22 protein-coding genes are annotated in these 26,314 nt (G+C 55.2%); 14 read left to right on the top strand and 8 right to left on the bottom strand.

Translation table 11 applies throughout. From position 1 onward, the window contains the following. The first annotated feature begins 25 nt into the window (after positions 1 to 25). Both ABJD00_RS16045 and ABJD00_RS16040 read left to right on the top strand, forming a co-directional pair. The gene (locus ABJD00_RS16045; protein ID WP_413859146.1) at positions 26 to 1,723 is read left to right on the top strand and encodes an acyltransferase family protein; all 1,698 of its coding nucleotides are present in this window, start codon (positions 26 to 28) and stop codon (positions 1,721 to 1,723) included. Between the two features lie 466 nt (positions 1,724 to 2,189). Further along, complete coding sequence (locus ABJD00_RS16040; protein ID WP_413849737.1) at positions 2,190 to 2,861, top strand: VPLPA-CTERM sorting domain-containing protein; 672 nt, start codon at positions 2,190 to 2,192, stop codon at positions 2,859 to 2,861. Positions 2,862 to 3,343: 482 nt separating this feature from the next. On the opposite strand, the gene ABJD00_RS16035 is transcribed toward ABJD00_RS16040, so the two are convergent. The 3 genes from ABJD00_RS16035 to ABJD00_RS16025 all read right to left on the bottom strand — a co-directional run bounded on the left by ABJD00_RS16035 (position 3,344) and on the right by ABJD00_RS16025 (position 6,045). Continuing rightward, positions 3,344 to 3,592 carry a 2OG-Fe(II) oxygenase gene (locus tag ABJD00_RS16035; protein ID WP_413849735.1) on the bottom strand — a complete coding sequence of 83 codons (249 nt, stop codon included), beginning with the start codon at positions 3,590 to 3,592 and terminating at the stop codon, positions 3,344 to 3,346. Between the two features lie 566 nt (positions 3,593 to 4,158). Then, positions 4,159 to 5,229: a glycosyltransferase family 4 protein gene (locus tag ABJD00_RS16030; RefSeq protein ID WP_413849733.1), complete on the bottom strand. Its 1,071-nt coding sequence runs from the start codon at positions 5,227 to 5,229 to the stop codon at positions 4,159 to 4,161. Between the two features lie 237 nt (positions 5,230 to 5,466). After that, complete coding sequence (locus tag ABJD00_RS16025; RefSeq protein ID WP_413849731.1) at positions 5,467 to 6,045, bottom strand: SIS domain-containing protein; 579 nt, start codon at positions 6,043 to 6,045, stop codon at positions 5,467 to 5,469. Positions 6,046 to 6,292: 247 nt separating this feature from the next. On the opposite strand from ABJD00_RS16025, the gene ABJD00_RS16020 reads away from it, so the two are divergent. From ABJD00_RS16020 to ABJD00_RS15985, 8 genes are all read left to right on the top strand, one after another. Continuing rightward, positions 6,293 to 7,498: a glycosyltransferase family 4 protein gene (locus tag ABJD00_RS16020; protein WP_413853653.1), complete on the top strand. Its 1,206-nt coding sequence runs from the start codon at positions 6,293 to 6,295 to the stop codon at positions 7,496 to 7,498. Further along, the gene (locus tag ABJD00_RS16015) at positions 7,495 to 8,481 is read left to right on the top strand and encodes a GHMP kinase (RefSeq protein WP_413849727.1); all 987 of its coding nucleotides are present in this window, start codon (positions 7,495 to 7,497) and stop codon (positions 8,479 to 8,481) included. Before ABJD00_RS16020 ends, ABJD00_RS16015 begins: the two co-directional genes overlap by 4 nt. A gap of 22 nt (positions 8,482 to 8,503) precedes the next feature. Next, the gene (locus ABJD00_RS16010; protein ID WP_413849725.1) at positions 8,504 to 9,625 is read left to right on the top strand and encodes an NAD-dependent epimerase/dehydratase family protein; all 1,122 of its coding nucleotides are present in this window, start codon (positions 8,504 to 8,506) and stop codon (positions 9,623 to 9,625) included. Next, entirely contained in the window at positions 9,622 to 10,332 is a 711-nt protein-coding gene (locus ABJD00_RS16005) for a nucleotidyltransferase family protein (RefSeq protein WP_413849723.1), read from the top strand. The genes ABJD00_RS16010 and ABJD00_RS16005 overlap by 4 nt, the downstream gene beginning before the upstream one ends. Next, complete coding sequence (locus tag ABJD00_RS16000) at positions 10,329 to 10,886, top strand: D-glycero-alpha-D-manno-heptose-1,7-bisphosphate 7-phosphatase (protein ID WP_413849721.1); 558 nt, start codon at positions 10,329 to 10,331, stop codon at positions 10,884 to 10,886. The genes ABJD00_RS16005 and ABJD00_RS16000 overlap by 4 nt, the downstream gene beginning before the upstream one ends. Beyond that, on the top strand, positions 10,883 to 11,863 hold the full coding sequence (gene galE, locus ABJD00_RS15995; RefSeq protein ID WP_413849719.1) for a UDP-glucose 4-epimerase GalE: 981 nt from the start codon (positions 10,883 to 10,885) through the stop codon (positions 11,861 to 11,863). Before ABJD00_RS16000 ends, galE begins: the two co-directional genes overlap by 4 nt. A gap of 2 nt (positions 11,864 to 11,865) precedes the next feature. Then, a complete protein-coding gene (locus ABJD00_RS15990; RefSeq protein ID WP_413849717.1) occupies positions 11,866 to 12,744 on the top strand; it encodes a sulfotransferase in 879 nt (292 codons plus the stop codon). A gap of 269 nt (positions 12,745 to 13,013) precedes the next feature. Continuing rightward, positions 13,014 to 13,628, top strand: a complete 615-nt coding sequence (locus tag ABJD00_RS15985) for a sulfotransferase (RefSeq protein WP_413849715.1) — start codon at positions 13,014 to 13,016, stop codon at positions 13,626 to 13,628. Positions 13,629 to 13,670: 42 nt separating this feature from the next. Here the strand turns inward: ABJD00_RS15985 and ABJD00_RS15980 are convergent, their stop codons facing one another. Continuing rightward, entirely contained in the window at positions 13,671 to 15,329 is a 1,659-nt protein-coding gene (locus ABJD00_RS15980; RefSeq protein WP_413849713.1) for a PQQ-dependent sugar dehydrogenase, read from the bottom strand. A gap of 239 nt (positions 15,330 to 15,568) precedes the next feature. Continuing rightward, positions 15,569 to 16,486 carry a glycosyltransferase gene (locus ABJD00_RS15975; RefSeq protein ID WP_413849711.1) on the bottom strand — a complete coding sequence of 306 codons (918 nt, stop codon included), beginning with the start codon at positions 16,484 to 16,486 and terminating at the stop codon, positions 15,569 to 15,571. Between the two features lie 288 nt (positions 16,487 to 16,774). Here ABJD00_RS15975 and ABJD00_RS15970 point away from each other — a divergent pair, with 288 nt between their 5' ends. Continuing rightward, a complete protein-coding gene (locus ABJD00_RS15970; RefSeq protein ID WP_413849709.1) occupies positions 16,775 to 17,746 on the top strand; it encodes an endonuclease/exonuclease/phosphatase family protein in 972 nt (323 codons plus the stop codon). Positions 17,747 to 17,894: 148 nt separating this feature from the next. Continuing rightward, entirely contained in the window at positions 17,895 to 18,635 is a 741-nt protein-coding gene (locus ABJD00_RS15965; RefSeq protein WP_348420414.1) for a sulfotransferase family 2 domain-containing protein, read from the top strand. A gap of 46 nt (positions 18,636 to 18,681) precedes the next feature. Here the strand turns inward: ABJD00_RS15965 and ABJD00_RS15960 are convergent, their stop codons facing one another. From ABJD00_RS15960 to ABJD00_RS15950, 3 genes are all read right to left on the bottom strand, one after another. Continuing rightward, positions 18,682 to 20,001, bottom strand: a complete 1,320-nt coding sequence (locus tag ABJD00_RS15960; RefSeq protein ID WP_348420416.1) for a glycosyltransferase — start codon at positions 19,999 to 20,001, stop codon at positions 18,682 to 18,684. A 90-nt stretch (positions 20,002 to 20,091) separates the two neighbouring features. Further along, the gene (locus tag ABJD00_RS15955) at positions 20,092 to 20,967 is read right to left on the bottom strand and encodes a glycosyltransferase family 32 protein (protein ID WP_348420418.1); all 876 of its coding nucleotides are present in this window, start codon (positions 20,965 to 20,967) and stop codon (positions 20,092 to 20,094) included. A 13-nt stretch (positions 20,968 to 20,980) separates the two neighbouring features. After that, positions 20,981 to 21,931: a sulfotransferase domain-containing protein gene (locus ABJD00_RS15950; RefSeq protein WP_348420420.1), complete on the bottom strand. Its 951-nt coding sequence runs from the start codon at positions 21,929 to 21,931 to the stop codon at positions 20,981 to 20,983. Between the two features lie 851 nt (positions 21,932 to 22,782). Here ABJD00_RS15950 and ABJD00_RS15945 point away from each other — a divergent pair. Both ABJD00_RS15945 and ABJD00_RS15940 read left to right on the top strand, forming a co-directional pair. After that, positions 22,783 to 23,253, top strand: a complete 471-nt coding sequence (locus tag ABJD00_RS15945) for a hypothetical protein (RefSeq protein ID WP_348420424.1) — start codon at positions 22,783 to 22,785, stop codon at positions 23,251 to 23,253. Beyond that, entirely contained in the window at positions 23,253 to 26,153 is a 2,901-nt protein-coding gene (locus ABJD00_RS15940) for a hypothetical protein (protein ID WP_348420427.1), read from the top strand. Before ABJD00_RS15945 ends, ABJD00_RS15940 begins: the two co-directional genes overlap by 1 nt. Positions 26,154 to 26,314: the final 161 nt, after the last annotated feature.

The raw sequence follows: 26,314 nt of genomic DNA, 5'->3' as shown, positions 1-26,314 counted from the left end.
GCTTTTTTTGGTCATCGCGGTCTCAATGATCCTTGGAATATGGTTTTATCTGCCGGGCGACCTGACCACTTTGGGCGTGTCGGCGATCTGGGCGCTTCTCTTCCTCGCGAATTTCTTTTTCTTGATCGAAATTGACTATTTCGCAGCGCCCCCTGACAGTTATCCGCTTTTGCATCTGTGGTCTTTGGCGGTTGAAGAGCAGTTCTATGTCGTGTTGCCGATGGTGTTCCTGCTGTGTTTTTCGATGGGGATCAGGCGTGTCCTTACGGTTGTAGCAACCCTGTCATTGTTGTCATTTCTGAGCGCTGTTGCGATTTTTGAAGTTTTTCCCAAGGGCGCTTTCTATATGTTGCCCGCACGATTTTGGGAACTGGGCGTCGGCGTTATGTTGGCGCTGGCCAGGCTGGACCAGCCGAAAAGAGTGTGGGCCCATGTAGCGGGTCTTTTGGGGATCGGTCTTATCGCCTTTGCCCTTTGGGGGTATTCCGACCAGACTCCTTTCCCGGGTATCGCCGCGCTGCCGCCTGTTCTTGGATCGGCCTTGGTGATTTGGGCGGGTCCCCAATCTGTTGTAGGGCGGATTCTGAGTGTGCCACCGATGGTGGCGATTGGTTTGATCAGTTACGGTTTTTACCTGTGGCACTGGCCGCTTCTGGCATTCTATCGCTATGTCATGATGGACGATGTGAGGGCTTTGGGATTGGTTGGGGTTGTGATCCTATCGCTTGTTCTGTCGGCCGTCAGTTACAGATTTGTCGAACAACCGATAAGGCGCCGTCGTTGGGTTTTCCGGGAGCGTGGCCGTATTTTTGCGCTGGCGCTGTCCTGCACAGCCATGCTGAGCGCAGTTGCAATTCTGACAAGCGAAAGAAATGGTTTGCCCAACCGGTGGAACACTGACGCATTATCACGTTTAACAGCCGGAAGCCAATCCGATTACGGCCACCGGGCCAAGTGTCAGACGGTCGAATACTTGAAGGGCCAGTTTGTATGTGGCATCGGCCGAACAGAGGGCACCATAGATTTTGTAGTCTGGGGCGATAGCCATACGATCTCGATGCAGGCTGGGTTCGCAAGATTTGCAGAACAGGCCGGCCAAAGAGGCGTTTTGGTCGGCCATAGTGCCTGCCTAGGGTTGTTGGGTGCGCGCAACACCCGTATGCCGATTTGGCATGACTGCGTTGGTAATAACGATCGGGTGCTATCCTATATCAAGCGTGTGCGGCCGGAAACAGTTGTATTGGTATCACGGTGGACCAACTTCCCCCACTTCGAGTTTTTGAGGGATGATCGCCCTCGGAGTTGGCTCGCAAATTCCCTTCCTCCCTTGCGTCATAGAATCCTGAAGACAGCCGTAGACGAAACGCTTCAAGCTTTGCACGGTGTTGGGATCTCGCGTATTGTCTGGATGCGAACGGTTCCCGAGCAGAAGCACGATATACCACGCCTAATGGCCCGAAGCGTGCAATGGCAGCATCCGCTCCCTAAAGCTTCCCCCTTGGCCGATCATATCAATCGACATCTTATCGTTGATCGCGCTTTTGCTCCGCGCGACGGTTTGGTGCTGATTGCCCCAGAAATCGGTATGTGTGTCGAGGGTGTGTGTGGCTTTCAGGTGGACGGCATTCCATTGTACGATGACGTCCACCATATTTCTCCTGCAGGTTCAGAAGTGTTATGGCCTCTAATCTCCAATGCTTTAGACCCGACCGACGGGCATTAGCTGTTAGGCCATCCCGCTTCCTTAAGTCGCCAGTGTGAGTGAACCGCAACGCCTATGGCGCAGTTTACCTAAACTGCAGACATTCACCGCAGACAAAGGACTACTTCAGCCGGATGTCCAGAGGCTCTTGATCAGAAAGCAAGATCAGTAAGATATCCTGATTCTATTCCAACATCTGATCAGTGCTGTGCTCAAAAATTAATACTTTCACGAGTTCCGGATCAGTTGTGCAAACGTAAACCAGACCTCTCATCTGGGACTAAGAGCCTTTGAAAAGCTAATCAACATGCTGTATTTAAAAATATATTTTCCATCTTCAGAATACTCTACTAACAGGATGGCCAAGCTTAAAAAAGACAGATTCGCGCCAAAAGTGTGTTGTAAATTGGGCAAAAATAAGTAAAAAGTGATAACAGAGTGTGGTGTGCTATTGTTTGAAAAATAGCTTAAAAAGGGGATTTAAGTAATGAATCTGAAACATGTGGCTATTGCAGCCTTTTCGTATTTGGCAATCGCGGCAAGCCCTGCTGCTGCTATAACAACAATCGATTTCACCAATGGTGCTGAGCCGGACGGCGTAACGGTCTCGTCTTTGGCCGGAGGTGCCGTGAACTATTCGCAAGCCTTCGATGGCCTTTCTCCGGGAGCAAGTTATTGTCAAGACCTCGGACCATTGGCCTGTGCGTTTGACGGTTTTGGTATCGGAGACGACGAGATCGAAGCTGACCGCCGTACCGAGGCTGCTAGGGTGACGTTCGACAACGGACCGACACGTGTTCTGGGCATCCATTTCTTTGATATGTTCACGTCAACTAATGGCAGTGAGTTGGCCCGGTTTGAACTTTTTGATACGGGCGGAGCTACACTTCTGAAAAGTGAGCTGCGCGCTAACGATCCTGCCGATGACTCGGGATATGCCTATGCCGACTTCGGAACAGGGATTGCAGGCGTGTCTTACATTGAATTCTGGGCGCGTTCAGAGTTTAGGTCGCCTTGTACGACCGATAGCTGCACAGACGATGGAAACAACGATTTTGCCGTTGCTGGTATTAGTGTTGTTCCGCTCCCAGCGTCCGCTTTCTTACTGCTAGCAGGTATTGGTGGCATGGCAGCGATGCGCCGCCGCAAGAAAGCTTGATCGTTCAGTCACTGAACAAATAATAACGGAAAGTTGGCGGCCTTTAGGCCGCCTTCTTTTTTTGAACACTGGCGCCAGATGGGTACCAGCGCAGTTTCTCGGGCACTTTTGATTGATGTCGTATGTACCTTCATTCTGAGCACGATGTTCAAGTCGGCCCACAAGGTGCCGCATGAAACCCGACGCCGGCACGCTTTGAACGTGCGGCTGATCTGCCGGGAAGAGTGGAGCAACTTGGAACAATTCGATGTATGTCCGAGGCGGTGGATATGTAAAAAGGTTGGATCAAGCGATGTGCCATCCCATGCTTTAGGTCGTTGGGCCGATCATAACCGCAATTTACGGACAAGGTTTCTGGTTTTGCGATAAAGAATGGGCGGTACAAAATCGCGCACGACGCGCAAAGTGGCCTCGTTGCTCTTTGTATCCCCTGATCCAGGGCGCTTTTTGAACACGGTGGTCTGCTCCACGCGCCCTTCCTCCTATGTTGCCGTGTAATAGTAGAGCGCAATCGACAGGCGCGGGTCGACGTTAGGATGGTTCACAGGTTCGGGATTGCCGTGCATCGTGTTATCTCCTGTGGAAAAGCAGCGCATCCGGTTCATGATTGGGGCAAATCCTGCCACTTTCTCTTTCATGTCGTTGGTCCAGATCTCGAAAGAGCCACCGTACTCCTCTTTCCAGTCTGGGTTGAGGTAGATCAGAAGATTGAGCCGTCGTTCTAGGTTCATGATCGAATGGTGGTTGAAGTCCGCATGGATCCCCAGAAACCCGGTTGTTTCCGTAAGGTGGATGCTACCACCCTGATAGTAGGGATCAGTCCCTTGATGCCGGACATGTTTTCCAGAAACTGGATGAAGGGCCTTGAATTGAGCGCATGAAAGACCCCCTTGCTGTAGGCGGGCATCCGGTCCGGGTTGTAGAATGTCTTGAGCCTTTCGTTTGCGCTGGAATTCTCAGGAGCCTTCTCACCCATTTCAAAGGCTTCCGCGCGTACCTTTTCCAGAATCTCCAGTGACAGGAAATCATCGACACAGATGTAGTGATAGGGCTCTTTGGACTGATAATCCTGTGCGAGGGATGCACCGATAGTTTTGGCATCCTGATGGCTGATTTGCAGTGTTTCCGGATCAAGCGGGAAGAAGGATATTTAAATGATCCCAATATAAAAAGACGGGATTATAGAAACGGTCAGGCCTGACAATGGCAAGGTTAAAAGCTCCAGGTAGCTGCAGCTGCAGCTGCAGCTGTTGCGGTTCGTGGGCACTTCGCTGCAAAACGGATGCGCAATCGGCCCTCAGGGGCGCATTGCAGCAGCCTGACCAAGGGCCGCCTCAAAAACATCGACTGCATCGGACCACGTATGGCCAGACACCGCTTCATGGGCGGCCTGAGACATCTTGAGCCAGTCCCCTGTTGGGCCATTGAGGACATCGATGGCGCGCGTGGCCATGGTATTCCAATCGTCGATATCCACCAGACACCCGTTGACACCATCTGTGATGACATCTTCTGCCCCACCCACGCGCGTCGAAATCACCGGGGTACGGCAGGCCATGGCTTCGATGATCGGTAGGCCAAAGCCTTCCATTCGGCTGGGAAACAGCCACAGATCGCAACTTCTATAGATCTCTATCAATGTCTGGTCATCTGGCTTTTCGACCAGATCGACCCAGTCCGGCAGTTGTTTCTTGTTATTGCCCACAGCAACGACTTTTACGCCCGGAATCTCTTGGCGGATGCGGGTCAATGCCTTGGCCGCAATATCCATCCCCTTGCTTTGCTTGCCCCGGTACAACAAACCAATGGTGGGCGGCATGCCACGCACGCGCGGCGGCGCATTGAACAGACTGTGATCCACGGCGTTGCTCATAATGGCCACCGGAGCGTCCAGGTTCTGTGCCTTGATCATGGCCTGCAATCGGCGATTCAGGGTGATGAAGGTGAACGGCATTTTCCAGGTCGGTATGAGCGCATCAAGCTCCTGACCCGGCGCGCCGTAATCCTGCATGAAATAGGCCTTGGCGCCTTTCCGAGACGAGAGCGCATTAACCCATGGGGCAGTTTCCCACCAAGTTGCGATAACTACATCCGCATCAGGCAAATCCGCATCCCGCACTGGGCGGCGCGTCTCAAGCGTTGTGACGCGATCCATGATGCGATCGAGAAAGGGCCCATCCACTCGTTTGCGCAGCCCCTCACCATGCTGGATATAGTTGCGCAATACAGCTTTGAGACGTGGCTTTTTGTGTGGCAGCTTGAAAATTTCTACATCATGACCCCGCGCCACTAGTTCCGAGGCCACAAGCCCGATCACGCGATTGCCGCCGTTCAAGGCATTGGAAAACATTATGAATGTGATTTTCATAGGGGGTGGCCTGTTCTTTGATGCGATAACTTGAATGGTTCATCTGGCAGTGACGCGCTTGCTCTTCTACCGCCTGTCTCGGCATACCACATGACGTAAGGCCATATTTTTCCGGTTGTCAAAATACAACTAATTAGCCCTCATATCCGCAGCGTTCGTTTACCCAACGCTTAAAAAACCGGACTACTGTCAGTCTCCTGAGATCCTCAGACAATCCTGCTTCCATATTTATCCATGTCACGCGGTCGCGCGCATCTTCATGTATTGGGTCAGACAGTGGATCAGGCTCATGTGGATGTCTTCAACAATACCGTAATTGTCAGCAGCTATGTGAACCACGTGGCGCGCAATCTCTTTGAGCTTACCACCCTTGAACCCGACAAAGGCGATTGTAGGTACGCCCTTGGCGTTGGCATATTCCACCGCGTTGACTACATTGGGCGAGTTGCCCGATGAGCTAACCACCAAAAGTGCGTCCTTTTCGGTAAGGTAGTATTTCAACTGCTCCGAAAACACCGCGTCATATGAGACGTCATTTCCCAAAGCCGTAAGAATAGGTCCGTTCGCGGCAAGTGACACGGTCCGCAATGGCACCTGACCCTCAACATATGTGCCCTTGGAGATGTCACAGACCGAGTGATCGGCAATACCTGCGCTACCTCCATTGCCCGCTAGGTACAGCGTGCCACCTGCGGCGGACACCTGGTCAAAGATGTTCAGAACATCCTGAATGGGTGCTTTGTCGAATGCAGCTACCGCCGCGGCGAAGCGTTGGTAATAATCCGTTGCAAATGTCTCTAGGCTTTCGGTCGGCATAGGATGTCCTTCTGGCAATAATGTGTGCGTGGCTTCGCTTATGCCGTCAAAATGGTGACGGCGTGTTAAAATATTGACCGAGGAGAAATCTCCGCTGCCCCGTGGCGCAGATGCAATACAAGCCGCGCTGCAGAGACGCAAATCAGTTTTTAGAGCTGGTCAGCTTGCCTCGGCGTTGGCGTCCTTATACCGTCCATTATACATATTGATCTGTCGAAACTGGCCCATCTGATACATGATCCACTACATGACAACGCAAGGCGTGGGCGACGCTTGGGTGGGCAACGAGCTGCGCGTTGTCAAAAAGGCGGGCATCCCGGTCACGCTTCATGCGTTGATGCGCCCGGAAAAGACATACTTTTCGTCCCCAGACATTGCAGAGATGGCTGAGGCAACCCATGCTATTTACCCCATGTCCAAAAGGCGGGTCCTGCGGGCGGTTCTAGCCGCCCCTGGCCGGTTTGGCGGGCGGTTCTGGGCGGCATTGAAAGATGCCTGTTTCGCTCCGCGCGAAACGTTGCGCATCCGGGCCGTGGGTCTATGGCATCTGGCTGTGGCCTGTCACTGGGCGGCGCAACTGGCGGATGAGGATGTCACCCATATCCATTCGCAATGGATTCATTCGGGCGGCACGGTGGCCATGTATGGGGCCTGGCTTATGGATCGGTCTTTCAGTTTTACCGGACATGCGGCAGACCTGTTCCGCAACCGCTCAGCCCTGCAATCCAAGATCGCACGGGCAGACTTCATTATTTGTATCTCAGAATTTCACCGTCAATTCTACATCAAGAACGGGGCGGATGCTGACAAGCTGCACATCGCATATTGCGGTATCGACACGTCACATTTCATCCCCAGACGCCGGACCCGTCCGGAAAGCACGCCGTTGCATATCCTGTCATCGGGTCGGCTGGTGGCAAAGAAAGGGTTCCCGGTATTGATCGAGGCCTGTGGCTTGCTGCGCGAGCGCGGTCTGGACTTTCGTTGCACCATTGCAGGCAGTGGCCCCGACGAGACAGACTTGCGCACGCAGATCGAGGCTGCCGATCTTGGGGATCTCATCACTCTAACCGGCGAGGCACTCAAGCAGGAAGATATCCCTGATTTCATGTATAGCGGTGACATCTATACCCTGCCCTGTCTTTGGGCGGCCGACAACGATGTGGACGGTTTGCCACAAATGCTGATGGAAGCCATGGCCTGTGGATTGCCCGCAATTTCAACAAATCTGGTAGGCATTCCGGACCTGATACGGAGCGGCGAAACAGGGCTACTTGTACCCCCCGAAGATGCAATGGCGCTAGCAGATGCGCTAATGCGCCTGGGAGGGGATGAAGAATTGTCACAGGATCTCGCAGAAAAGGGCCGCAGCCATCTTATCGACAGGTTTGACCTGCAGAACTGCCTCGAACCACTCATTTCACAATACAGAGCCAGACTGGAAAAGCCGTGATTATCACCCAAACCCCTTACCGTGTCAGTTTTGCTGGAGGCGGTACCGATCTGCCCGCCTTTTATGAGCATGAATTCGGAGCCGTTCTGTCCATGGGCGTGGCCCAACATATGTATGTCACAGTCTCGCCCCGCTTCGACAAGACCACGCGTATGGCCTACACCCGGGTCGAGATCGCTGATGGTATCGATCAGCTCGACCATACGATTGCGCGCGAAGCACTGCGCATGACGGGATTGGGAGAACATCTGGAGATTACGACCGTAGGCGATGTGCCTGCCGGAACCGGTATGGGGTCGTCCTCCAGCTTGGCGGTCGGCATGCTGAATGCACTTTACGCATATAAAGGGCAGGTGACGTCTCCGGGGATGCTGGCAGAAAAAGCCTGCGAGATAGAAATCGATATCTTGGGCAAGCCCATCGGGCGGCAGGACCAGTACGCGGCGGCCTATGGCGGCGTGAACTATATCCGTTTCAACCCCGATCATACGGTTGATGTAGAGCCTGTGCCTTGCGATCCAGCCTTTCTGGACCAGATCGAAAAGCATGTTCTGCTGCTCTATACAGACCAGCAGCGCGATGCTGACACGATCCTGAAAAAGCAATCCGAAGGCAGCCGGGACAAGATGTCCGTGTTGCGCGACATGCGTGACCTCGCCGGTGAACTGCGCACCACCATGGGCGGTGCGGGCGATCTGGAAGACTTTGGACGCATCCTGCATGAGGGTTGGGTGCTGAAACGATCCCTTGGGTTTGGCATCACCAACCCGGGTGTCGATGAATGGTACAACGTAGCCCGTGCCAATGGTGCCATGGGCGGTAAATTGCTGGGCGCCGGGGGCGGAGGATTTCTGCTAGTGATGGCACCACCCGAAAAACATGACGCGATCCGCACTGCCTGCGGCCATCCACGTGAATTACCCTTCCGCATTGACCGCCGCGGGTCCCGGGTGATCTTTATCTCAGATCGCTATACGTTTTAGGCTCTAACAAAGAGGCAGAGACATGAAGGTTCTGATCACAGGTGGGGCCGGGTTTATCGGAAGCCACACAGCCGATGCGCTGCTCGCGCGTGGTCACAGTGTGCGGGTGCTGGACATCCTGCAACAGCCCGTCCACCGGGGCGGCGAAAAACCCGGGTATCTGGACCCCGAAATCGAATTGATGATCGGCGATGTGCGTGACGAAGCGGCTCTGCTTGCAGCCTTACGGGGGGTCGATGCGGTCTATCACCTCGCCGCCTTTCAGGATTACCTGCCCGAGTTCTCGCGTTTCTTCTCCACCAATGTGACCTCGACGGCCCTGATCTACGAATTGATCGTGCGGGAAAAGCTGCCCATCCAGAAGGTAATTGTCGCCTCAAGTCAGGCCACTTTGGGTGAAGGGCTGTATCTGGATGCAAATGGCGCGCGTGTGTTGCCGGGGCTGCGGCCGGATGATCAATTGCGCCGCGGCATCTGGGACATTCAGGCGAGTGGCACCCAAGCTGGACCTCTGACCTCGCAAGCCACGGACGAAACCGTGGCCAACCCGCAAAACTGCTATGGCACCTCCAAGATTGCCCAGGAAAATGCGGCTCTGAATCTGGGGCGCATGTATAGCATCCCTTCAGTGGCCATGCGCTATTCGATTGTGCAGGGTCCACGTCAGAGCCTTTACAACGCCTATTCGGGCGCCTGCCGGATCTTCTCGTTGAGCTTCCACGTGGGGCGCGCACCAGTGATCTATGAGGACGGCAATCAGGTGCGCGATTTCGTGAACTATCTGGATGTGGTGGATGCCAACCTCAAGGTGCTCGAAGATGACCGCGCGAATTACGAGATGTTCAACGTGGGCGGAGACAAGGCCGTGACTGTCGGCGAATTTGCGCAGACCGTCGGGCAAGTCTTTGGCCACAACGACTTCGAACCACAAGCGTCGGGCAAGTACCGCTTTGGTGACACACGGCATATCCTGTCGGATGTCTCCAAACTCAAGGCGCTTGGATGGAAACCCACCCGCAGCACATTTGACAACGTCAGCGCCTATCGCGACTGGATGGAAACGGCCGCCCCGGTCGAGGACATTCTGGAGCAATCCGACAAGATGATGGCAGCGCTGGGTGTGGTGCGTAAGGTGAGCGCATGAGCACCCGAGCCCTGTTGCTGGCAGGAGGCTTGGGCACGCGGCTGCGCCCGCTGACCGACACCATGCCCAAATGTCTGGTTCAGGTGGGAGGACGGCCCATGCTGGACTACTGGGTCGATGCTTTGGACGCTGCGTGCATTGATCAGGCGCTGATCAACACGCACCACCTGCCGGATCCCGTGCGTGCCCATCTCGACACGGTGAATCATACTAGAAATGTGACCCTAACAGAGGCCTTTGAACCTGAATTGCTGGGGTCTGCCGGTACCGTGTGCGCCAATCGTGACTGGGCGGAGGGGACTGATCAGATCGTGGTGATCTATGCCGACAACCTCAGCGACATGGATCTGGGCAAGCTTGTGGATTTTCACGAAGGCCACGACGATCCGATGACCATGGCGCTGTTCCACACCCCCTACCCCGAGAAATGTGGCATTGCCGCGCTGGATGCAGACACCCGCGTGACTGAATTTGTCGAAAAGCCTGAACACCCCAAAAGTGACCTGGCCAATGCGGGGATTTATGTGCTGGACGCAGACGCCTGGCGCGAGATTGCGGATATGGAGGCGTTCGACTTCGGCTTTGACGTTATCCCGGCCTTTGTCGGGAGGATGCGTGGGTACACCCATACTGGCTATCACCGCGATATCGGCACTCATGAGAGCCTCGCGCAGGCGGAAATGGACGTGAAGGGGCTGTTTTCATGAGGCCTGCGGCGTTTCTGGACCGAGACGGCACCATCATCGAACTGGTACACCACCTCAATGACCCAGCCGATGTGCGCCTGATCGACGGGGCGGGCGCAGCCATTGCGCGGTTGCGTAGCAAGGGCTGGCCCGTGGTCATTATCACTAATCAATCAGTAATCGGGCGCGGCAAGCTCACCGAAGCAGGACTGGCCGAGATCCACACCGAGGTGCGCCGCCAGCTGGCGCAATATGACGCAGATGTGGATGGCATCTATTTCTGCGCGCTGGCGCCGGGTGTCAAAGACCCAACCGTGATCGAGGATCAGATGCGTAAACCCGGCCCCGGCATGCTGGTTCAGGCCGCAGCCGAGATGGACCTTGATCTGGAAGCTTCCTGGATGGTGGGTGACGCGGTGTCGGACATGCTGGCGGGGCGCAATGCAGGGTGCCATACAATTTTGGTGCGCACAGGGTATGGCGCGCAGTTTGCACATGATAGAGCCTGCATAGACCGCACAGTCGCGGACATGTCCGAGGCCACAGAGATCATTTTGAATGAGGGACTGCGATGAAGATTTTGATCACCGGCGGCGCTGGCTATGTGGGCAGCGCCTGCCTGCGTTATGTGGCCGAACAGGGCCATGAGGTCATGGCCTATGACAATCTGATTATGGGCCATGCGGACGCTGTGGATGGCCACCCACTGGTCAAGGGCGATATCGCCGACACCGATCTGCTGACCAAGACGCTCAAGGATTTCGGGGCGGATGCGGTCATGCACTTTGCCGCCGCCACCTATGTGGGAGAAAGTGTCGAGAACCCGGAGTACCACTATCGCAACAATGTCGGCGGCACGCTCAGCCTCCTCAATGCGATGCGGACCGCTGACGTCAGCCGGATGCTGTTTTCCTCGACCTGTGCCACCTATGGCATGACGCAATCCGACACCATGTCCGAGGCCACGCCACAGGATCCGTTTTCACCTTACGCCCGTACCAAGCTGGCAGTGGAGTGGATGATCCGCGACTTTGCCGCCGCCTATGGCATGGGGTTCACCCTTTTGCGTTATTTCAACGCCTCCGGCGCGGATGCGGATGGTCGCCACGGCGAAGATCACCGCCCCGAAAACCACCTGATCCCACTGGTGCTGGAAGTGCCTTTGGGAAAGCGCGACAAGATCATGGTGTTCGGCGATGACTATCCTACGCCCGATGGCACCTGTATTCGCGACTATGTACACACTCGCGATCTGGCAGCAGCGCATCTTCTGGCGATCGAGGCCACACAGGAAGGTACGGATGAGGTGTTCAACATTGGGACAGGCAACGGCCAGTCGGTGATGGAAATCATCGACGCCTGCGAGGCCGTAACCGGGAAACCCATCCCTCGCACCATCGTGGACCGCCGCCCAGGCGATCCACCCCGGCTAGTCGCTGAACCCACCAAGCTGAGAACGCAACTGGGTTGGGAGCCAAAATACAGCGATATCGAACAGACCATCGCCACCGCCTGGGCCTGGCATCAGGCGCATCCAGATGGGTATCAGTAAAGGTGATTCCAAGCGGAACTGATAAGCGGGCACGCGCCCAAATCGACAGGCGACTAGCCCAGGACCCTGCTGTTGGTGCCGAGCCGCGCGGTGACATTTATGGTCGGATCAAGGTACACCCGGATCGGTTCAATCTGCGCAGCCTGCCGATGGAAACTAGGGTTATGGCCAAGTCCTTACTGCGCAACGATAAGCCCAAGCCCTTTGTGATTTATGGGCGCCCACGGTCCGGCACTACACTATTGGTACACCTGTTGGACCAAGTACCACAGGTACGTTGCGATGGTGAGCTACTCCGGTGTCTTCTTATGGACCCGGTTGGCTTCCTGTGCAGGCTACCTCGGCGGGCAGGCGCGGATCTTGCGGCTTATGGCGTCAAGGTGATCTCCTATCACCTGTTGGAGGTGCAGCGCGTCCGCCGCCCACTCGCCTTTTTCGACAAACTTGCCGCACAAGATTATGCGGTCCTGCACCTGACGCGGAATACTTGGGATCAGACCCTGTCACTGGCCAAGGCTCATGCAAGCGCAGTCTATTTCAGTAGTAAGGACCCAAGGCACCAAAAGATATCAATAGATCCTGACCGCTTTTTGGACCTGTTGCGCTGGAACGAGGCGGTGATCGCCTATGAGCGCAAGGTGATGGCCTATGTGCCGCATTTACCCATCCGGTACGATATTGATCTCAAAAGTGCCGGGATGCATCAACCGAGCATTGACCGCGTTTGTGACTTCCTCGGAGTGCCCTCCGGCCCCGTTACAGCGCACTTCAAGCGCACTGGCGGCAAGGACGGCCTACACACGACCGAGAATAGCCAAGAACTGATACGCCATGTGCGCGGCAGTGAATTGGCCCATCTGGTGCCCGATACGCTTGATTAGCAATTTTATGTTTATACACGGCACTCTAGATCGCTCTCGTGGCAAGCAATCATAATCTCATACCCATCATTTTTTAACCAAATCCGCGCGGCTGGCAAACCCACCAAAATCGTCACATTCGCGAACGCACTGTGCCAATCATGCCGGAACAGGACCAGACGAGGCCTTTATTGTGAATCCCAATTCGATTCACATCACACGCAAACCGGTTTAGAATAAATGTGTACTGAGCACCCACCCGGACAAATCACACAAGAAGGAGGTAGAAGATGACAGCATCGAAAATCTTTTGTTTGGGCTTTCAAAAGACAGGCACAACCAGCATGGCTGTATTTTTTGAAACGATGGGGCTGCGTGTTGCGGGGTACAATAACTTTCGCGACATGGAAAAAGGCGAGATCTCCGACGCGGCGGTTCTCAAGCACGCAATTGAAATCATGAAGTACCACGACTGCGCTCAGGACACCCCTTGGTTCCTGTTGTACAAGGAACTGGATCAGGCCTTTCCTGGCAGCAAGTTCATTCATGTCGTAAGAGACACGGACTCCTGGATAAAAAGCGCTACAAATCACTTCAAGCACTATCCTAAGAACTTTCATACTTGGATTTATGGCTCTGCTTACCCATGCGGCAATGAGCAGTCATGGATAGAGACATATGAGCGGCACAACCGGGATGTGCGCGTATATTTCGCTGACAGAAAAAACGATTATCTGTTTTTGAAGCTCGAGGAGGTGGTTGAGCGTTCAGAAGACATTGGCCGCTTCATCGGCCATGAAGGCGCCATACCTGCATGGCCCCATGCCAATAAAAACGCAGAAAATACCAAAAGACGTTTTTCGCAACGCGTGAAGTCCCGGTTGGTCAAAGCCTTTAGGGCCTAGGGTCAGCATGCACACATTCCAGCCGCGCTCAACGCGGGGAGCTCACTCCGGATCGGCCAGCGCTTCGATAAGATCAGCGACCCTTGCCAGTATATTCTGATCATCCAGTCCGAGGTCCGGCATCTGCGTGCCCGGCGCAAAACCCTGAGGATCGTCAAGGTACGCGATCAGCCTGTCCCTGGTCCATACGCCATCCACCTGACGCAGAGCATCAGAATAGCCCTCAAACCCAGTGGACGCCACCGCACGCCCGTAAAGCAACCCAAGGCTGGGCGCATTTCCATGTTCACCTGCAACGACGGCATGGCACTCTATACAACCATTAAATGTCTGGTTCAGCACTTCGCGCTCTTCCAGGGACAGTTCGAGACTGCTCAACGCAATTTCGAGCGGATCACCATCAAAGATATCGGTAGCCTTGAGAAAGATGAGCTCCCGGGCATCGCTCCAAAGCACGACCCCCCCTTCAATCGGCTGTGCGTATCGCACGCGCACCCCTACAGCTATACGCTCTGCAAAGAGGACACGGTCGCCTTCCAACCGGATACGGAACAGTGCATTGCCCCCGAGAGACGCCATGAGGAGATCGCCGTCCCAGGCCGGATGCACATTCTCGATCACATTCAGGCTGGAAATCGCGACGGACGGCAACCACGAGAATACCGGCTTATCAAAGCCCTCGTGACGCCCCGCAGCCTCATTTGTTCCAGGCATCAAGTGTCTATTATATTGTGTTCCCAGAGTCACGACAGGCCAGCCGTAATTGCGCCCATTGACGATCCGGTTCAACTCGTCGCCGCCACGCATCCCGTGCTCAACAGCCCAGACCTCACCGCCAAACCACGCGACTCCCTGCATGTTACGCAGACCCTTGGCAACGATCTCGTGTCCAGAGCCATCCAATGCGATCTTTATTAACTTGCCGTGCTCATACGCATCATCCTGCGACACCTCAAAAGAGGCGTAGAGACCATCGAAATGATAGTCACCCGACCCGAGATAGATGTTGCCCGCGCCGTCATGCGCAATTCTCCCCCCGGCAGCATGCCCTTCCACGGCCCGGTAAATTTCTTTCAAAGGCAGGCAAGGCTGCGTTTCATAGATCGTCGTCCAATCTTCTGCGACAAGGGTCATCTCTCTCAGACTACCTTCGGGCAGATCAAGTCGGGCAATGGCCGTACCATAGCAGGTGTCTTCCGGATAATATCGTGTAAACGACGCTACCAGCGCGCGTTGTCCGTCTGCCTCGATCGCGAGAATGTCGTTGTAGCGAAACCACTTGAACGCATGCGTAAGATCTGCGAACCGGGTTTCGGCATCGGCCTGATAAGCCTCAAAACCATTGGGCGGCGGGGTCATCTCCAGGAATTTGACATCGTTTGGAGATGTGGCGTGTACGAACGTTCCATCACCCGCAAGTAGGAGTACCCCACCCTCCATTGGCGTCATTCCACCGCCTGAAATCGGACGCTGCAACGCGATGCCCGTCTTTTGCCCTTGCAGACGCACGAACGTGCTTTCGAAGGAAGTCGTCGCCGCCGTTTCTTGAGCAGTGCCCGCAGGTGCTGAGTCCAGCCGGAATGCTATGGATTGTGCAATTTTGTATGGTCTTGTTTCGAAATGAACAAGCCCGGCACCGACAATTCCACCGACCGCCAAAAGCAAAACTGCTGCACTAAGGACGATTAATATCTTTTTCATGAACTACCGCTTCAACTCACTGGACGCCCTCTTCCCTTGCATCGGTCATGCTCTGGCTACAAGGCTGTAATCTGTTCTGGTTCTGATCCACGTGTACTTAAGATCATGATACACAGTCAAAGACTAATCGGGGCGTTTTCGGCTCAGGATGTGAATTATGGCCGCAGCCCATATCTTTCTCCACGAAACCCAAACCTTTGTGCAGCAGCCACGATCGTCCCGGTCCGGACAGACGACCATCATGCCCTCTGTGGGACGGCATTGGCGTCGATCTCGGCCACGGCCTGCGCCTTGCCTACCCGCAGTGCGCGGCGCTGATACGCCCGGATAAAAGCGATCAGGTCAGGATCTTCCAACTGCCGGGCACCACGCAACCATGCACCCAGATAACCCTGCAACATTGCAAGCCCTCCCAGTACAAAAGGAGGCTCAGCCATACGAAAGACACAGGTCGCCAGATAGTAAAACGGATCAGAGCCCATGAAATACTGCCCCCGCCCATGGCGGCGGCGGCCCTCATAGATCGACACCTCGCTCGACCCCATCGGGCGCAGATGTTCAAAGCGCAGGTCAGGCACGTCCCAACTGACGGCGCGCCAGCCATTGGCGCGTGCCTTGTGGCAGTCTATCGCATCCCACATGACCTCGCGCACAAGCCCGCCGATATCTTCAAAACAGGCGCGCCTATAAAACTTAGCCATACCAGCTGACATCTCGTCGCCGCGCCGCTCAGACACCAGTGCGCCACCGCGCTGCATATAGGGCTTGCCCGAACAGGTCCCAATACGCGGCTCCGCCTCCATCCGCTCCATGAGACATTCAAAGTAACGCGGCGGCAGATCCAGATCGAGATCCAGCTTGCAGAGATAAGGATAATCACCAAGATTTATAGTCTCTAATCCAGCATAAAACGCTTCAATCACGCCCGGCCCCACAGCCCGATGACCACGATCCGGCTTTGACACCACACGAATCCAGTCATGGCGGGCTGTGTATTCGACTAGAATATTTGGTGTATCATCGGTTGAACCGTCATCCACGATTACCCAAAGGGCCGGTGGCACGCTTTGGGCAACAACACTGTCGAGGGTACGCTGCATATGCTGCGCCTCGTTCCTACAGGGTGAAATGACAACATATCTGCGAGGTGATGTCATGGAGGCCTTCCGTATGTATCTGGCGTGCATGTCAGACAACTTTCCGGCACGTTATAAAAGTATAAATCAGAACTGTAAGAGGATTTCATGGTATTACACCAAAGGCCCTTTGCCTTTATGCACCGGAATCCGATTCATTTACGCGCATCTGAGAGATATACACCGCCATGCCCAAATGTTTTGTGTGATTGTGCAACGGTTTTTCCAGACAACCACCCATGACCGCGACATACTTCGCTTAGCACAGGCTTGGCGGGTTAAACCCGACCCGGGGATAGAGCACAGAGCATGCAGATCCGTTCCGTTCTTCGACACACCCTCATCGGGGCGCTAGCAGCGTTGCTTGCGCTTGCCACGATCATTGCCTTGGCTGCACGTCACATTCCTTCGGAGACCCCGATTGGCCCTCTGGCACGGATCTTTGACAGTCTGGCACCTTGGCTTTTGGCCGCCGTCTGTCTGGGGGCCGTAGCGGTCTGGGCTCTTGGAGGGCGCTGGCTCGGATACGCTCTGGCATTCATATCGATCTTGGGGGCAGTGGACCTGATCCGACTGCACCGCTCTTACAGCCTGCCTCTGGTCCCTGAGGCAGAAGTCGCCGCGCGTGTGATCTTCTTCAATGTGTTGCGTGTCAACGCTACTTTCGCGGATCGTATTGCAACCGCCGTGCTGGAGGCAGATGCGGATGTTGTCGTCTTTACAGAAGCGGTGGGAATCCGAGATGCCCTACCCCGATTGGCCCGGCACTATGAGATACTGACACCCTGCACACTTGACGCTTGTGAGATCGTAGTCGCCAGCCGTCTACCCGTGCGCCGTCACTGGTACCTGTCCCTGAACCCGGCCTGGGAGGCGCGCTATGTTGTGACAGAGCTTGAGGCACATGGCGGACAGACCTTCTTTGTTGCCGCCTCGCATCTCGTCAAACCCTGGTTCAGCGGCGTGGCCGAACCTGAGATCGGCCAACTGCGCGGCCAGTATGATTGGTTAGGCCTTCCGGTACTGGCGGTCGGAGATTTCAACGCCGCTCCTTGGTCCCGGCAGATGATGACATTGATGCGGCAAACAGGGATGAAAGCGCCGCGCCGCGCACCCGGCACATCGCCTGCCAGCGCCGGGTGCTTGAGTATACCGATTGATTTAGCACTTGTTCATAACGGCGCGCGGCTTGTTTCCATTGCACCTTTCGGGGACAATCTGAACTCGAACCATCGCGGCCTGCTGATCGACCTCGCCCTGCCAGTCGCAACCACGCCGTAGCATCAGGTTCGCTCGATCACAGCAGGCATAGGCGGCGCACAGGACCCTGCATAAAGACCGCTGATCTTCAGCTTAGTACCTTGGAAGAGCTTGCATTGTAAGGCATAGGAGTGTCACAGGATAACGAGACCGAGAGTAATTCCAAAAGATGATCATCTCTCATCGCCACAAATTCATATTCATCAAGAATCGCAAGGTTGGTTCGACCTCAACCGAGGTGGCCCTTCAAAAAATCTGTGGACCGGAAGATATTCTAACCCCTGATTCCATGTGGGGCCGGGAAAGCGATGTTCTGCTTCCTCAGGCCAAAAACTACCACAGCAAGTATTTTCCGTTGCGCGAAATCATCCAGAACCACAATCTGGTGGATACAGCCCGCGCCCTACGCGATATGGCGCAACGCCCTAAATTCTACAATCATATGCGCGCATCTTCTGTTCGCGCACGCATTTCACGTAAAGTTTGGGACACGTATTACAAGTTCTGTTTCGATCGGAACCCATGGGACAAGACTGTCTCTTTTTACTATTGGTTCGGACGTCGCGGTACCCTACCACCGTTTAATGAATATCTGCGCAACCACAGAAAGTACGGTACAAACGATCAGACTCTGCCAAGCGACTGGACGCGCTATACGCTACGCAACACGCTGATCGTGGATGACGTGTTCGATTATGCTGATTTGGAGAGCGGGCTGCGAACGGCGCTGACCAGAGCAGGCGTAGAAGAAAACATCATCAACGAAGCAACCCTGGGCACGGAAAAAACCGCAATACGCAAAAAACGCTCTGTGGAGTTCGACCCGGACGTTGACGCTATTATCCGTCGTGCCTTTCGCAACGAAATCCTCACTTTCCCCTTCTGTGCATCCCCGCCATCAGACATCTGATGCCGCACACGCCATAGTCTGCACCAAGATGGACTGCCGGACACCTTCAGGCTTGTGTGCATACCAAACCTTCTGGTCCGGACAACAGGTCCGGGGGTGACCCATCCGGATGCAAAACCCAGTCATAGAGTCTCAGGATCTGTTGCGCCTTGGCTGGCCAGGTAAATAGGGTCTGTGCACGCGTATAGGCGCGGTCTGCCATGACCGGCAGGGTAGAGGGATCCGCAATGATCCGGTCAAGTGTTGCCCCAAGGCTAACGATGATCTGTGCCCGCGGGCCGATAGGGACTGTCAGGCCAGTGTCCGGCGTTACCAGCTCGCTCGGGCCGGCATAATCCACAATCAGCGGCACCACCCCCAGCGCCATCGCTTCCAGCACCACACCGCCCCCGAACTCGCGGATCGAGGGAAAGGTCAGCAGATTGGCACGCGTCGCTATATCCTGCACTGCATCATGGGGCACCTGACCATGAAAGGTCACCGCCTCTGACACACCCAGATCACGAGCCTGCGCTTGGAGACTGGAGAGCATCGGGCCATCCCCCACCATATCCAGCACCAAACGGCCCGCGGCAAGATGAGGTGCAGCAGCTTCCAGCAGTATGTCGGGTCCCTTATAAGGCACCATACGCCCTATAAAGCACCCCCGCAGCGGCCCTGAGATATCCTGCACACTGCGTTGGTTAAACCGTTTGGGATCTATGGCGTTTTCTGGCAGCCACAGTACTTTGCCCCTATATTGGGACGGTATTTCACTGGCTGTGTGATGCGAACCTGCTAAAATAGCCGATGTGTTTCGGAACATTGCCCCCCGGCCCGGTTTCAACTTGTAGAGCCCACGTACATAAGAGAGCCACTCCCGTTCGCGCCGCCGCTCTGCATCAAACCCCGTCGGCCATGGCACACCACCATTCAGAGGCCCAAGCACGAAAGGCACTCCGACCCCCGTGCACCACTTCGAAATCGGCGATACCGCTGTAGGCGTCAAAGGGGTCACGCGGTGCACTAGGTCGAACCTGCCCGCCTTGATGTCAGAACCGAACTGGTGCCAGACCTGCCGTTCGAAATAGGGATAAACCAGACTGTTGATCGCGGTATTCAGAGTCCAGCCTCTGCCCGTGCCCATACGCAGCATCTGGCCGGCCCGCCAGATTGGTTTGGTCACAGCTTCGGTGTCAATGGCGGTAAAGTCCTGTCCCTCCTCCCAGCCCTGCGCTGCGATCGCCGTGCGGTTGCGGACTTGCGTGACCAGGTGCACATCCGCCACCTCACGCAAGGCCGCAGCAAAGGACCAGCCAATAAGCGGAACGCTCACCCAGTCTGGATTGGCGGCCTCTGCAATCAACAGTACAGACGGTCTGGACATGGCTCTACCTGCGATATTTTTTTGAAAAGGTGCCGAGTCGTGCGGCCATATCGGCGCGCAACCTTGGGCCGAACCAGCGGGAATGTCGCATCAGCTCAGCCCAAGTTTGCGTTTTACGCGCATGATGCGGGGCTTCAGAGTGCCAAACCATGCCAGCGTCGCTGCCGTCTTGACGGACCCCTGCCGTACTACCGGGCGGGCCAGTTCGGAATAGTGGACCCCCAGCGTCTTGCGATGCTGGAAAGGGTCATCGTAAATTGAGAATTCGATCCCCAGTTCATCCGTCAGATGCGCCCAGCGATGCGGTGCCGTTCCGCGCAACGGGTGCACAGCCAATGTATAGGCCACAGGCCCGCCCAGACGCATGGCACAGTGCTTACCAACTCCGTCTTCAAACGGATCATAGCGCAGGATATTCTCTATGACCCTTTGGACGGACGCCTCCAGAAATGGATGACCCGCAGCCGTTAAAATGAACCAGTTAGTATACTCATAGCCCGGCACATGAGCCAGTTCCGGATGCGCTGCAGCCATCGTGCCTGCTGCTTCAGGCGGCATATCCGACAGGTTGGGCCATTGGCTGAGGACATTAAGATCACCCGGCTGAATGATCATGTCCAGAGGTTTGAGGGCCGTCGACTTGATATCAAAATACGCCCCGCCTTCAGCATAGCAGACCAGATATCGGAATAGATCCGAACGCGGAGCAAAATAGACCGGGTCGATGCTGTCATAGATATCGAGGACCGCCTGACCATAAACGTCGCCAATATAGGTTTCGACCGCAGCCGCATCATAAAAGCGGTACTCCCAGTCCAGGTTGCGGTCACGCAGGGCTGCGATACTGTCAACTATCTCGGGTGGCAGCGCATCCCAGCCCTGCATCATCACCTGATGGATAACTTTGGGAATGGAAGCGCCAAGTGGCACCTTCGGCAGCATAGGCATCTCCGGCGTGCGCGACATCAACACAAGCTCCTCATCTGCGCCAGGCCGAAAGGTCAGCGTCTATCATCTGCTCCAAGCGATCAATATCCGTCTTGAAGGCCGCCAGCAACGCGGCCCGAAAATCAGGGTCTTGTTGCGCCACAGGCCCCGGTGCCGCCGGGCGCGACAAATGTTTCATCATCACGACACTGGGCTGGATCCCCAATGCGTTTAGAACACGCTTGGCCGGACCGACCAGCGGACGCAGTACAGGTGGGGGCGCGCTGATCATCTGTGTAAGCCAGAGAGCACGGGACTGCCGACGGATATTTGTCTGCGGCAATGCCACAGGCCCAGAAAAAGGGTCTAATCGGAGGAAGTTAAGGATTCGGGCGATGACGGCATCTGGGGCCTGCGCGATCTCTTCGAACCGTAAGATCAGCACCTGGTCACGGCCAAAGACCTCGAGATAACGCGCCACCTGATCGGCATAGCTGTAGATTTCACGATACTGCAGTTGCCTGGGCTCAGGGCAATAGGGAGGCAATCGGTAGCCATGTGCGCGGGCCTCCTGCAGAGCCCAGGAGGCCTGAAACGTGGTCTGATCCTCGCGAAACCCATCGCGCAACTGATGGTACCACGAACGCGCCGCATCCGCCGGGTTGCGCAGCGATAGGATGATCCGTGCGCCCTGGTTTACTGCATGGATGCGCCGAGGCGCGTCATGACTCATCAGGTAGAATGCGGACGCCTCACCCAAACTTGCCCCCTTCGGTGCAGTATCGAACAGCGCGTCATAGCCAGCCGCATTCTTCACCTCTGCCAGCCCAGGTAGATCCGAAGAAAAGTAATGTGGTTCTTTGGGGCTACACATGAAAATTCCGGGATGACGTATCAGCAGAGCCTGCAGACTTGATGTCGCACATTTTGGCGCACCCACAATGAAAAAGTCAGGTCGGTGATGCAGGGCAGGTTCGGACACAGTGAGTTTGGATGCTGTCATTCTTTCTTCTCTGCCCCAAGTCCTTGGTGTCCGGCCTGCACACATGCGCATTTGTCACCTGATAGGTTCACAAGGTTTTTGGCACAAATAGAGAAAGGCTGCACCCACAGACCGCAACATTTCAGCAAAGTGCGGCTGAACAAATGCACATTCATGCAGCCATGTGAGCTACCCCTCAAATTTTGGACACTGACGTAAGCTACGATTTGCTATCTGCTGATCTTCAACGAGAAGGGGATTAGAGATGTCGAAACGTAAGAACCACAGCCCGGAGTTTAAGGTGAAAGTCGCGTTAGCGGCTTTGAAGGGCGAGCGTACAGTCGTGGAGTTATTAGGCCATTTTGGCGTTCACCCGACCAGGATCGCAGTGTTTTTTCGATGCCTACGGCCAACGATTTGCGCAAAAACACGCTCCTTTCGGCGATTTGCGCGGAAATTTGCGCGTTCCGGCACCGCACGCTGGTCTGTGCCGCCCGGAGACATGATAAAGCCATCAAAACAACATAACCGAGACCCACTTCAGCCCGAATTCATAATTAGTACATAATCTGTTCACGAGTGTATTCGATATTCAGGTTTGATCTTGCGGTTACTTGGAGCAGTATATGACCATCTCGTACGTCCTCGCGTGCTTTCATGCGGTATCAAGGAAGCACTAAGATGGGGTTACTCTTTGCATTTTTTGGCCTTTTGGGGGCAGGCGCGGGCATCGCTGGTCTGTCCCGTTCGGATGATGGCGCAAGCCTTGTAGGTGCTTTGCAGCCGCTGCTCACACCTGTATCCGCCACTTCCCATACTCGTCAGCAATGCACATCATTTTTACGCATGCTGCTTACAGCAGGCGCCCTAAAATGAGTGTTGAAATCCGCCCGCTTGAGGATGACGATCTGCGGCATCTAGCCGGACGCTTACGCCCTATGGACCTGTTGGAAGTGCGCGCGGTCGCCCCCAACGGCCCGTTGGACGAGATCCTTATGGCCGCAGGCCGCAAAAGCTTTCGCGGACGGGCGGGCTTTTTCAATGGCGACATGGTCGCGTGTTGGGCCATTGTGCCGCACAACGGCTCCGAAACCGAAGCTACGCCATGGCTTTTGGCGACAGACGCCATCGACCGCCCAGACGTGCGCCGAGCCTTCCTGGCCCATGGCTCGAAAGAGCTGCGTAGGCTCACTGAGGGTTTTGAATACCTCTGGAACTTCGTGCATCGCGAAAACGACATGGCTCGGCGGTGGCTGCGCTTCATGGGCTTCGAGTTCCGCGACCCGAAGCAATATATGATTTCGGGCGAACACTTCGTCCGCTTTGAGATGAGGACGTCCTGATGTGCTTTGGGAATTTTTCCAGTTCTGGTGCCGTGGCATCTTCTGAGCGTCAGGGCACAGATGATGCTGTTGCCATTTTTCCGGATGAAAATCAGCCGGCGCCGCAGCCGGAGCCCACGCCCGAGCCGGAGCCCACGCCAACCCCTGTTGGTCCCGGTGGTACCATTGATGTAGAAGGCGGGCGCGTCGCGACATTGAGTGTCGGTGAGAGCCAGGACATTGCGTCTGTACGGATCGCCGATGGGCCGGAAGTTGGCAATGTAACGGTCAATCCAGACAATACACTGGCACTCGTGCTGAGCCACCCAGATGTAAAGGATTTCACCGGGACACTTGAGTTCAGCTATGAGATTACTCGCACCGATGGATCCCTCGAAACAGTCGCCACAACGGTCAATGTAACTGAGTCATCGCAACAGGACGGTTGGGGCGCAGGCGATTTCTATATGCTGCAGACCGATGATGCGGGCGAGTTGGTCATTGAGCATGGCGATAATCATCGCATGGTACATGTGTCCGGAAACGATCTTGCGTTGTCACGCGAAGAGATAGCCGCGTTGGAGAATCTGGATCTGTCTGAAATCGATGGCGAGTGGCTTGCGGACAGTATTTATGGCCGCACACAGGACACGGCCCTTGATGACGAGGCAGGGCAGGTGCTGTGGGAAGAGATCACCGGTGATGACGCTACACCGGGATCGCACTGGCTGTTGTTCGAAAAAGGCTATGAATACGAGGTCGGCCGCCTGATTGGTGGCGGTGCGGAGGGCGAAAGCGAACTGCATCCACTCTATGTCGGTTCCTATGGCGAAGGAACACTGCCCGTTTTGAACGGTCAACTAACGATCTATCAACAAGACAGCGCCAATATCGTCATACGCGACATTTCTTTGGGTGATAAGTTCCAAACCCTGAACGGAGGAAACTATATCCTCGACGGCATTGACAACAACGGGGAAGAGATATCGTTTCAGCATCAGGGCACTGTTACGCTCAGGGACTCGAAAATCACCGATACACATACCGAAGAACCCACAGATGGGGGCGATGAGTGGGAACCATACCCGGATCGGGTTTCTGGGCTTTTTGTAAACAATGCGCAAGGGGTTTTGCTGGAAAACAACTTCTTTGATGTCAACGGGTTCGAACTGGATTACGACTATTACGCCAGCGCCGATGCAGGACAGGCACCCAGCCTGCTCAATCATAACGTCTATATCAACCGGGGCGCAGGCGATGTCACATTGCGCGACAACATCAGCCTGCGCGGCTCCTCCTTTGGGGCGCAGGTCAGACCCGGCGGCTTTATCGAAGACAACGTCTTTGCCGGCAGCAATGTAGGGGTCAATTCTCTGGGTGGCCGTGACATCGACGGCTCGGACGTCCAAACCGGAGAATACACACTTTACAATGGGAATGTGATCACATCTGGCGGATTCAATCTCGTGTACACATTCGAAGGAGCCACCACGTGGGGCCTGGTCAACACCGGCAACCAGACAGCTCTGGTCGACAACATTATCACACACCTCATTGAACCGGGGACCAACCCCGAGTTCAATGAAAACTACGATGATGAGCAGCAAACACAGGCGATCACCAACAGAGACACGCAAGACTTCGCCTTCAACGACACAGTTATATATAACTGGGCATTCGACAACGGCCGGAACAATTCAGAAGATGAGAATATTGACGGGCTCGACCCCGCGACACTGGATCAGACCACAATCGAAAACTTCACTGCCGACCTGCTGTCTTTGCCGGATGCAGAGCTTGCGGATCTCGCAGATTTTCTACGGGCACAGTCCACAGACGGTTTGCCCGACCTGGTGGATGCAGATGTCATCATTCGTTATTTTCAAGAAGGTTTCGGCGTCGTGTCCGAGGGCGAAGGTCCACGTGACGACAGCGCCACCTTGCGCTTTGTTCCCAATGACGTCGGCGACGGAATCCGCTGGGACAACCGGTTGAACTGGGACACCGAGGATTTGCCGGGCACAGCCACAGGGGACAGCGTCGATCTGAGCGGGAACTGGGTAATTTATGGTGGCACCACAAATATCGAGGATCTCGATTTTGGAGCGGGCGGGAAATTGACCCTCACCCATGGGTACCTAGAGGTGGAGGGCACTGTTTCGGCAGATTTCGACGGCAGCGTGTTCAATATCGACAATGCTGGACAGCTCTGGATCAACGGGTATATGGATACGGACCTGCTGGAAATCGATGTGGCCGGGGGGCGCTTTGCAAACACCGGTACAATTGATGGCCTGATTGATCTTGATGTGTCCGACAACGCACAGGCGATCCTCGCTGAGGCTGGTGCAGAACTGACTCTAACAGATGATAGCATCATCACAATTTCAGGCAGCGATGCAGATGTCGGTTTTGATGGTGATACAGGTGCCGCAGCGACACTTGAGGTGGAAACCGGGGCACGCATTGAGTTTGTAGCAGATTCCGAAGGCTTCAGCGCCATCACGGAATTCCGCTCGGGCCACTATGACGAAGACACCCCAGACGTCGCTTCAACGGTCGCTGCGAACGGAGGCCTTCTGAGCATCGACTTCACCGCACTTCAGGGTGCCGCATTGGAACAAACGCTGATCGCGGCAGATGAGATTGTAGGCGGCTTTGACGAAGTCGAGTTCATTGGCCTTGCAGATGATCAAGATGCCAGGCTGACGGTAGACTACGACAGCGATACTATCACATTCAGTGTCTCAGCCCTCGGGGAGGGCAGTGGGCAAACCATGATCGATATTGTGGATGACGGTGGTGCCGCACCAGCGGATGCTGCGGATTTGTGGGCCGTGTTGACAGACGGTCAAGGAACCCACAGCGATACGGACCAAGCTGAACTGCTGGAAGAGGATTCTGAAAGCGAAGCGGCCTGATTCAGGCCGCACCTAGACAGGAAATCAGGGTATTATTGTACCGCTAGGATCGATAAGGTCTAGGCTCAGGGCATAAATATACCCGCCCTGCGGGAGCCTGCGAAAATGTCATATTCTAATCGCACGGTTTTCCTGTCTTTGCCATGCTTGTTGCTATAATG

This window comes from Tateyamaria sp., from assembly GCF_039945315.1.
Taxonomy (GTDB): Bacteria; Pseudomonadota; Alphaproteobacteria; order Rhodobacterales; family Rhodobacteraceae; genus Tateyamaria.
The sequence above is the reverse complement of the archived record's forward strand: the minus strand, read 5'-3'. Positions and strand labels throughout refer to the sequence as shown.

What these genes read in the sequence shown, in the direction of transcription:
- ABJD00_RS15980 (WP_413849713.1), bottom strand. Translation starts at nt 15,329, where the DNA reads ATGAAAAAGATATTAATCGTCCTTAGTGCAGCAGTTTTGCTTTTGGCG.
- ABJD00_RS15960 (WP_348420416.1), bottom strand. Translation starts at nt 20,001, where the DNA reads ATGTCCAGACCGTCTGTACTGTTGATTGCAGAGGCCGCCAATCCAGAC.
- ABJD00_RS15975 (WP_413849711.1), bottom strand. Translation starts at nt 16,486, where the DNA reads ATGACATCACCTCGCAGATATGTTGTCATTTCACCCTGTAGGAACGAG.
- galE (WP_413849719.1), top strand. Translation starts at nt 10,883, where the DNA reads ATGAAGATTTTGATCACCGGCGGCGCTGGCTATGTGGGCAGCGCCTGC.
- ABJD00_RS15955 (WP_348420418.1), bottom strand. Translation starts at nt 20,967, where the DNA reads ATGTCGCGCACGCCGGAGATGCCTATGCTGCCGAAGGTGCCACTTGGC.
- ABJD00_RS16010 (WP_413849725.1), top strand. Translation starts at nt 8,504, where the DNA reads ATGAAGGTTCTGATCACAGGTGGGGCCGGGTTTATCGGAAGCCACACA.
- ABJD00_RS15970 (WP_413849709.1), top strand. Translation starts at nt 16,775, where the DNA reads ATGCAGATCCGTTCCGTTCTTCGACACACCCTCATCGGGGCGCTAGCA.
- ABJD00_RS15945 (WP_348420424.1), top strand. Translation starts at nt 22,783, where the DNA reads ATGAGTGTTGAAATCCGCCCGCTTGAGGATGACGATCTGCGGCATCTA.
- ABJD00_RS15950 (WP_348420420.1), bottom strand. Translation starts at nt 21,931, where the DNA reads ATGACAGCATCCAAACTCACTGTGTCCGAACCTGCCCTGCATCACCGA.
- ABJD00_RS16020 (WP_413853653.1), top strand. Translation starts at nt 6,293, where the DNA reads ATGACAACGCAAGGCGTGGGCGACGCTTGGGTGGGCAACGAGCTGCGC.
- ABJD00_RS15965 (WP_348420414.1), top strand. Translation starts at nt 17,895, where the DNA reads ATGATCATCTCTCATCGCCACAAATTCATATTCATCAAGAATCGCAAG.
- ABJD00_RS16045 (WP_413859146.1), top strand. Translation starts at nt 26, where the DNA reads ATGATCCTTGGAATATGGTTTTATCTGCCGGGCGACCTGACCACTTTG.
- ABJD00_RS16005 (WP_413849723.1), top strand. Translation starts at nt 9,622, where the DNA reads ATGAGCACCCGAGCCCTGTTGCTGGCAGGAGGCTTGGGCACGCGGCTG.
- ABJD00_RS16025 (WP_413849731.1), bottom strand. Translation starts at nt 6,045, where the DNA reads ATGCCGACCGAAAGCCTAGAGACATTTGCAACGGATTATTACCAACGC.
- ABJD00_RS16000 (WP_413849721.1), top strand. Translation starts at nt 10,329, where the DNA reads ATGAGGCCTGCGGCGTTTCTGGACCGAGACGGCACCATCATCGAACTG.
- ABJD00_RS16035 (WP_413849735.1), bottom strand. Translation starts at nt 3,592, where the DNA reads ATGAACCTAGAACGACGGCTCAATCTTCTGATCTACCTCAACCCAGAC.
- ABJD00_RS15940 (WP_348420427.1), top strand. Translation starts at nt 23,253, where the DNA reads ATGTGCTTTGGGAATTTTTCCAGTTCTGGTGCCGTGGCATCTTCTGAG.
- ABJD00_RS15985 (WP_413849715.1), top strand. Translation starts at nt 13,014, where the DNA reads ATGACAGCATCGAAAATCTTTTGTTTGGGCTTTCAAAAGACAGGCACA.
- ABJD00_RS16040 (WP_413849737.1), top strand. Translation starts at nt 2,190, where the DNA reads ATGAATCTGAAACATGTGGCTATTGCAGCCTTTTCGTATTTGGCAATC.
- ABJD00_RS16030 (WP_413849733.1), bottom strand. Translation starts at nt 5,229, where the DNA reads ATGAAAATCACATTCATAATGTTTTCCAATGCCTTGAACGGCGGCAAT.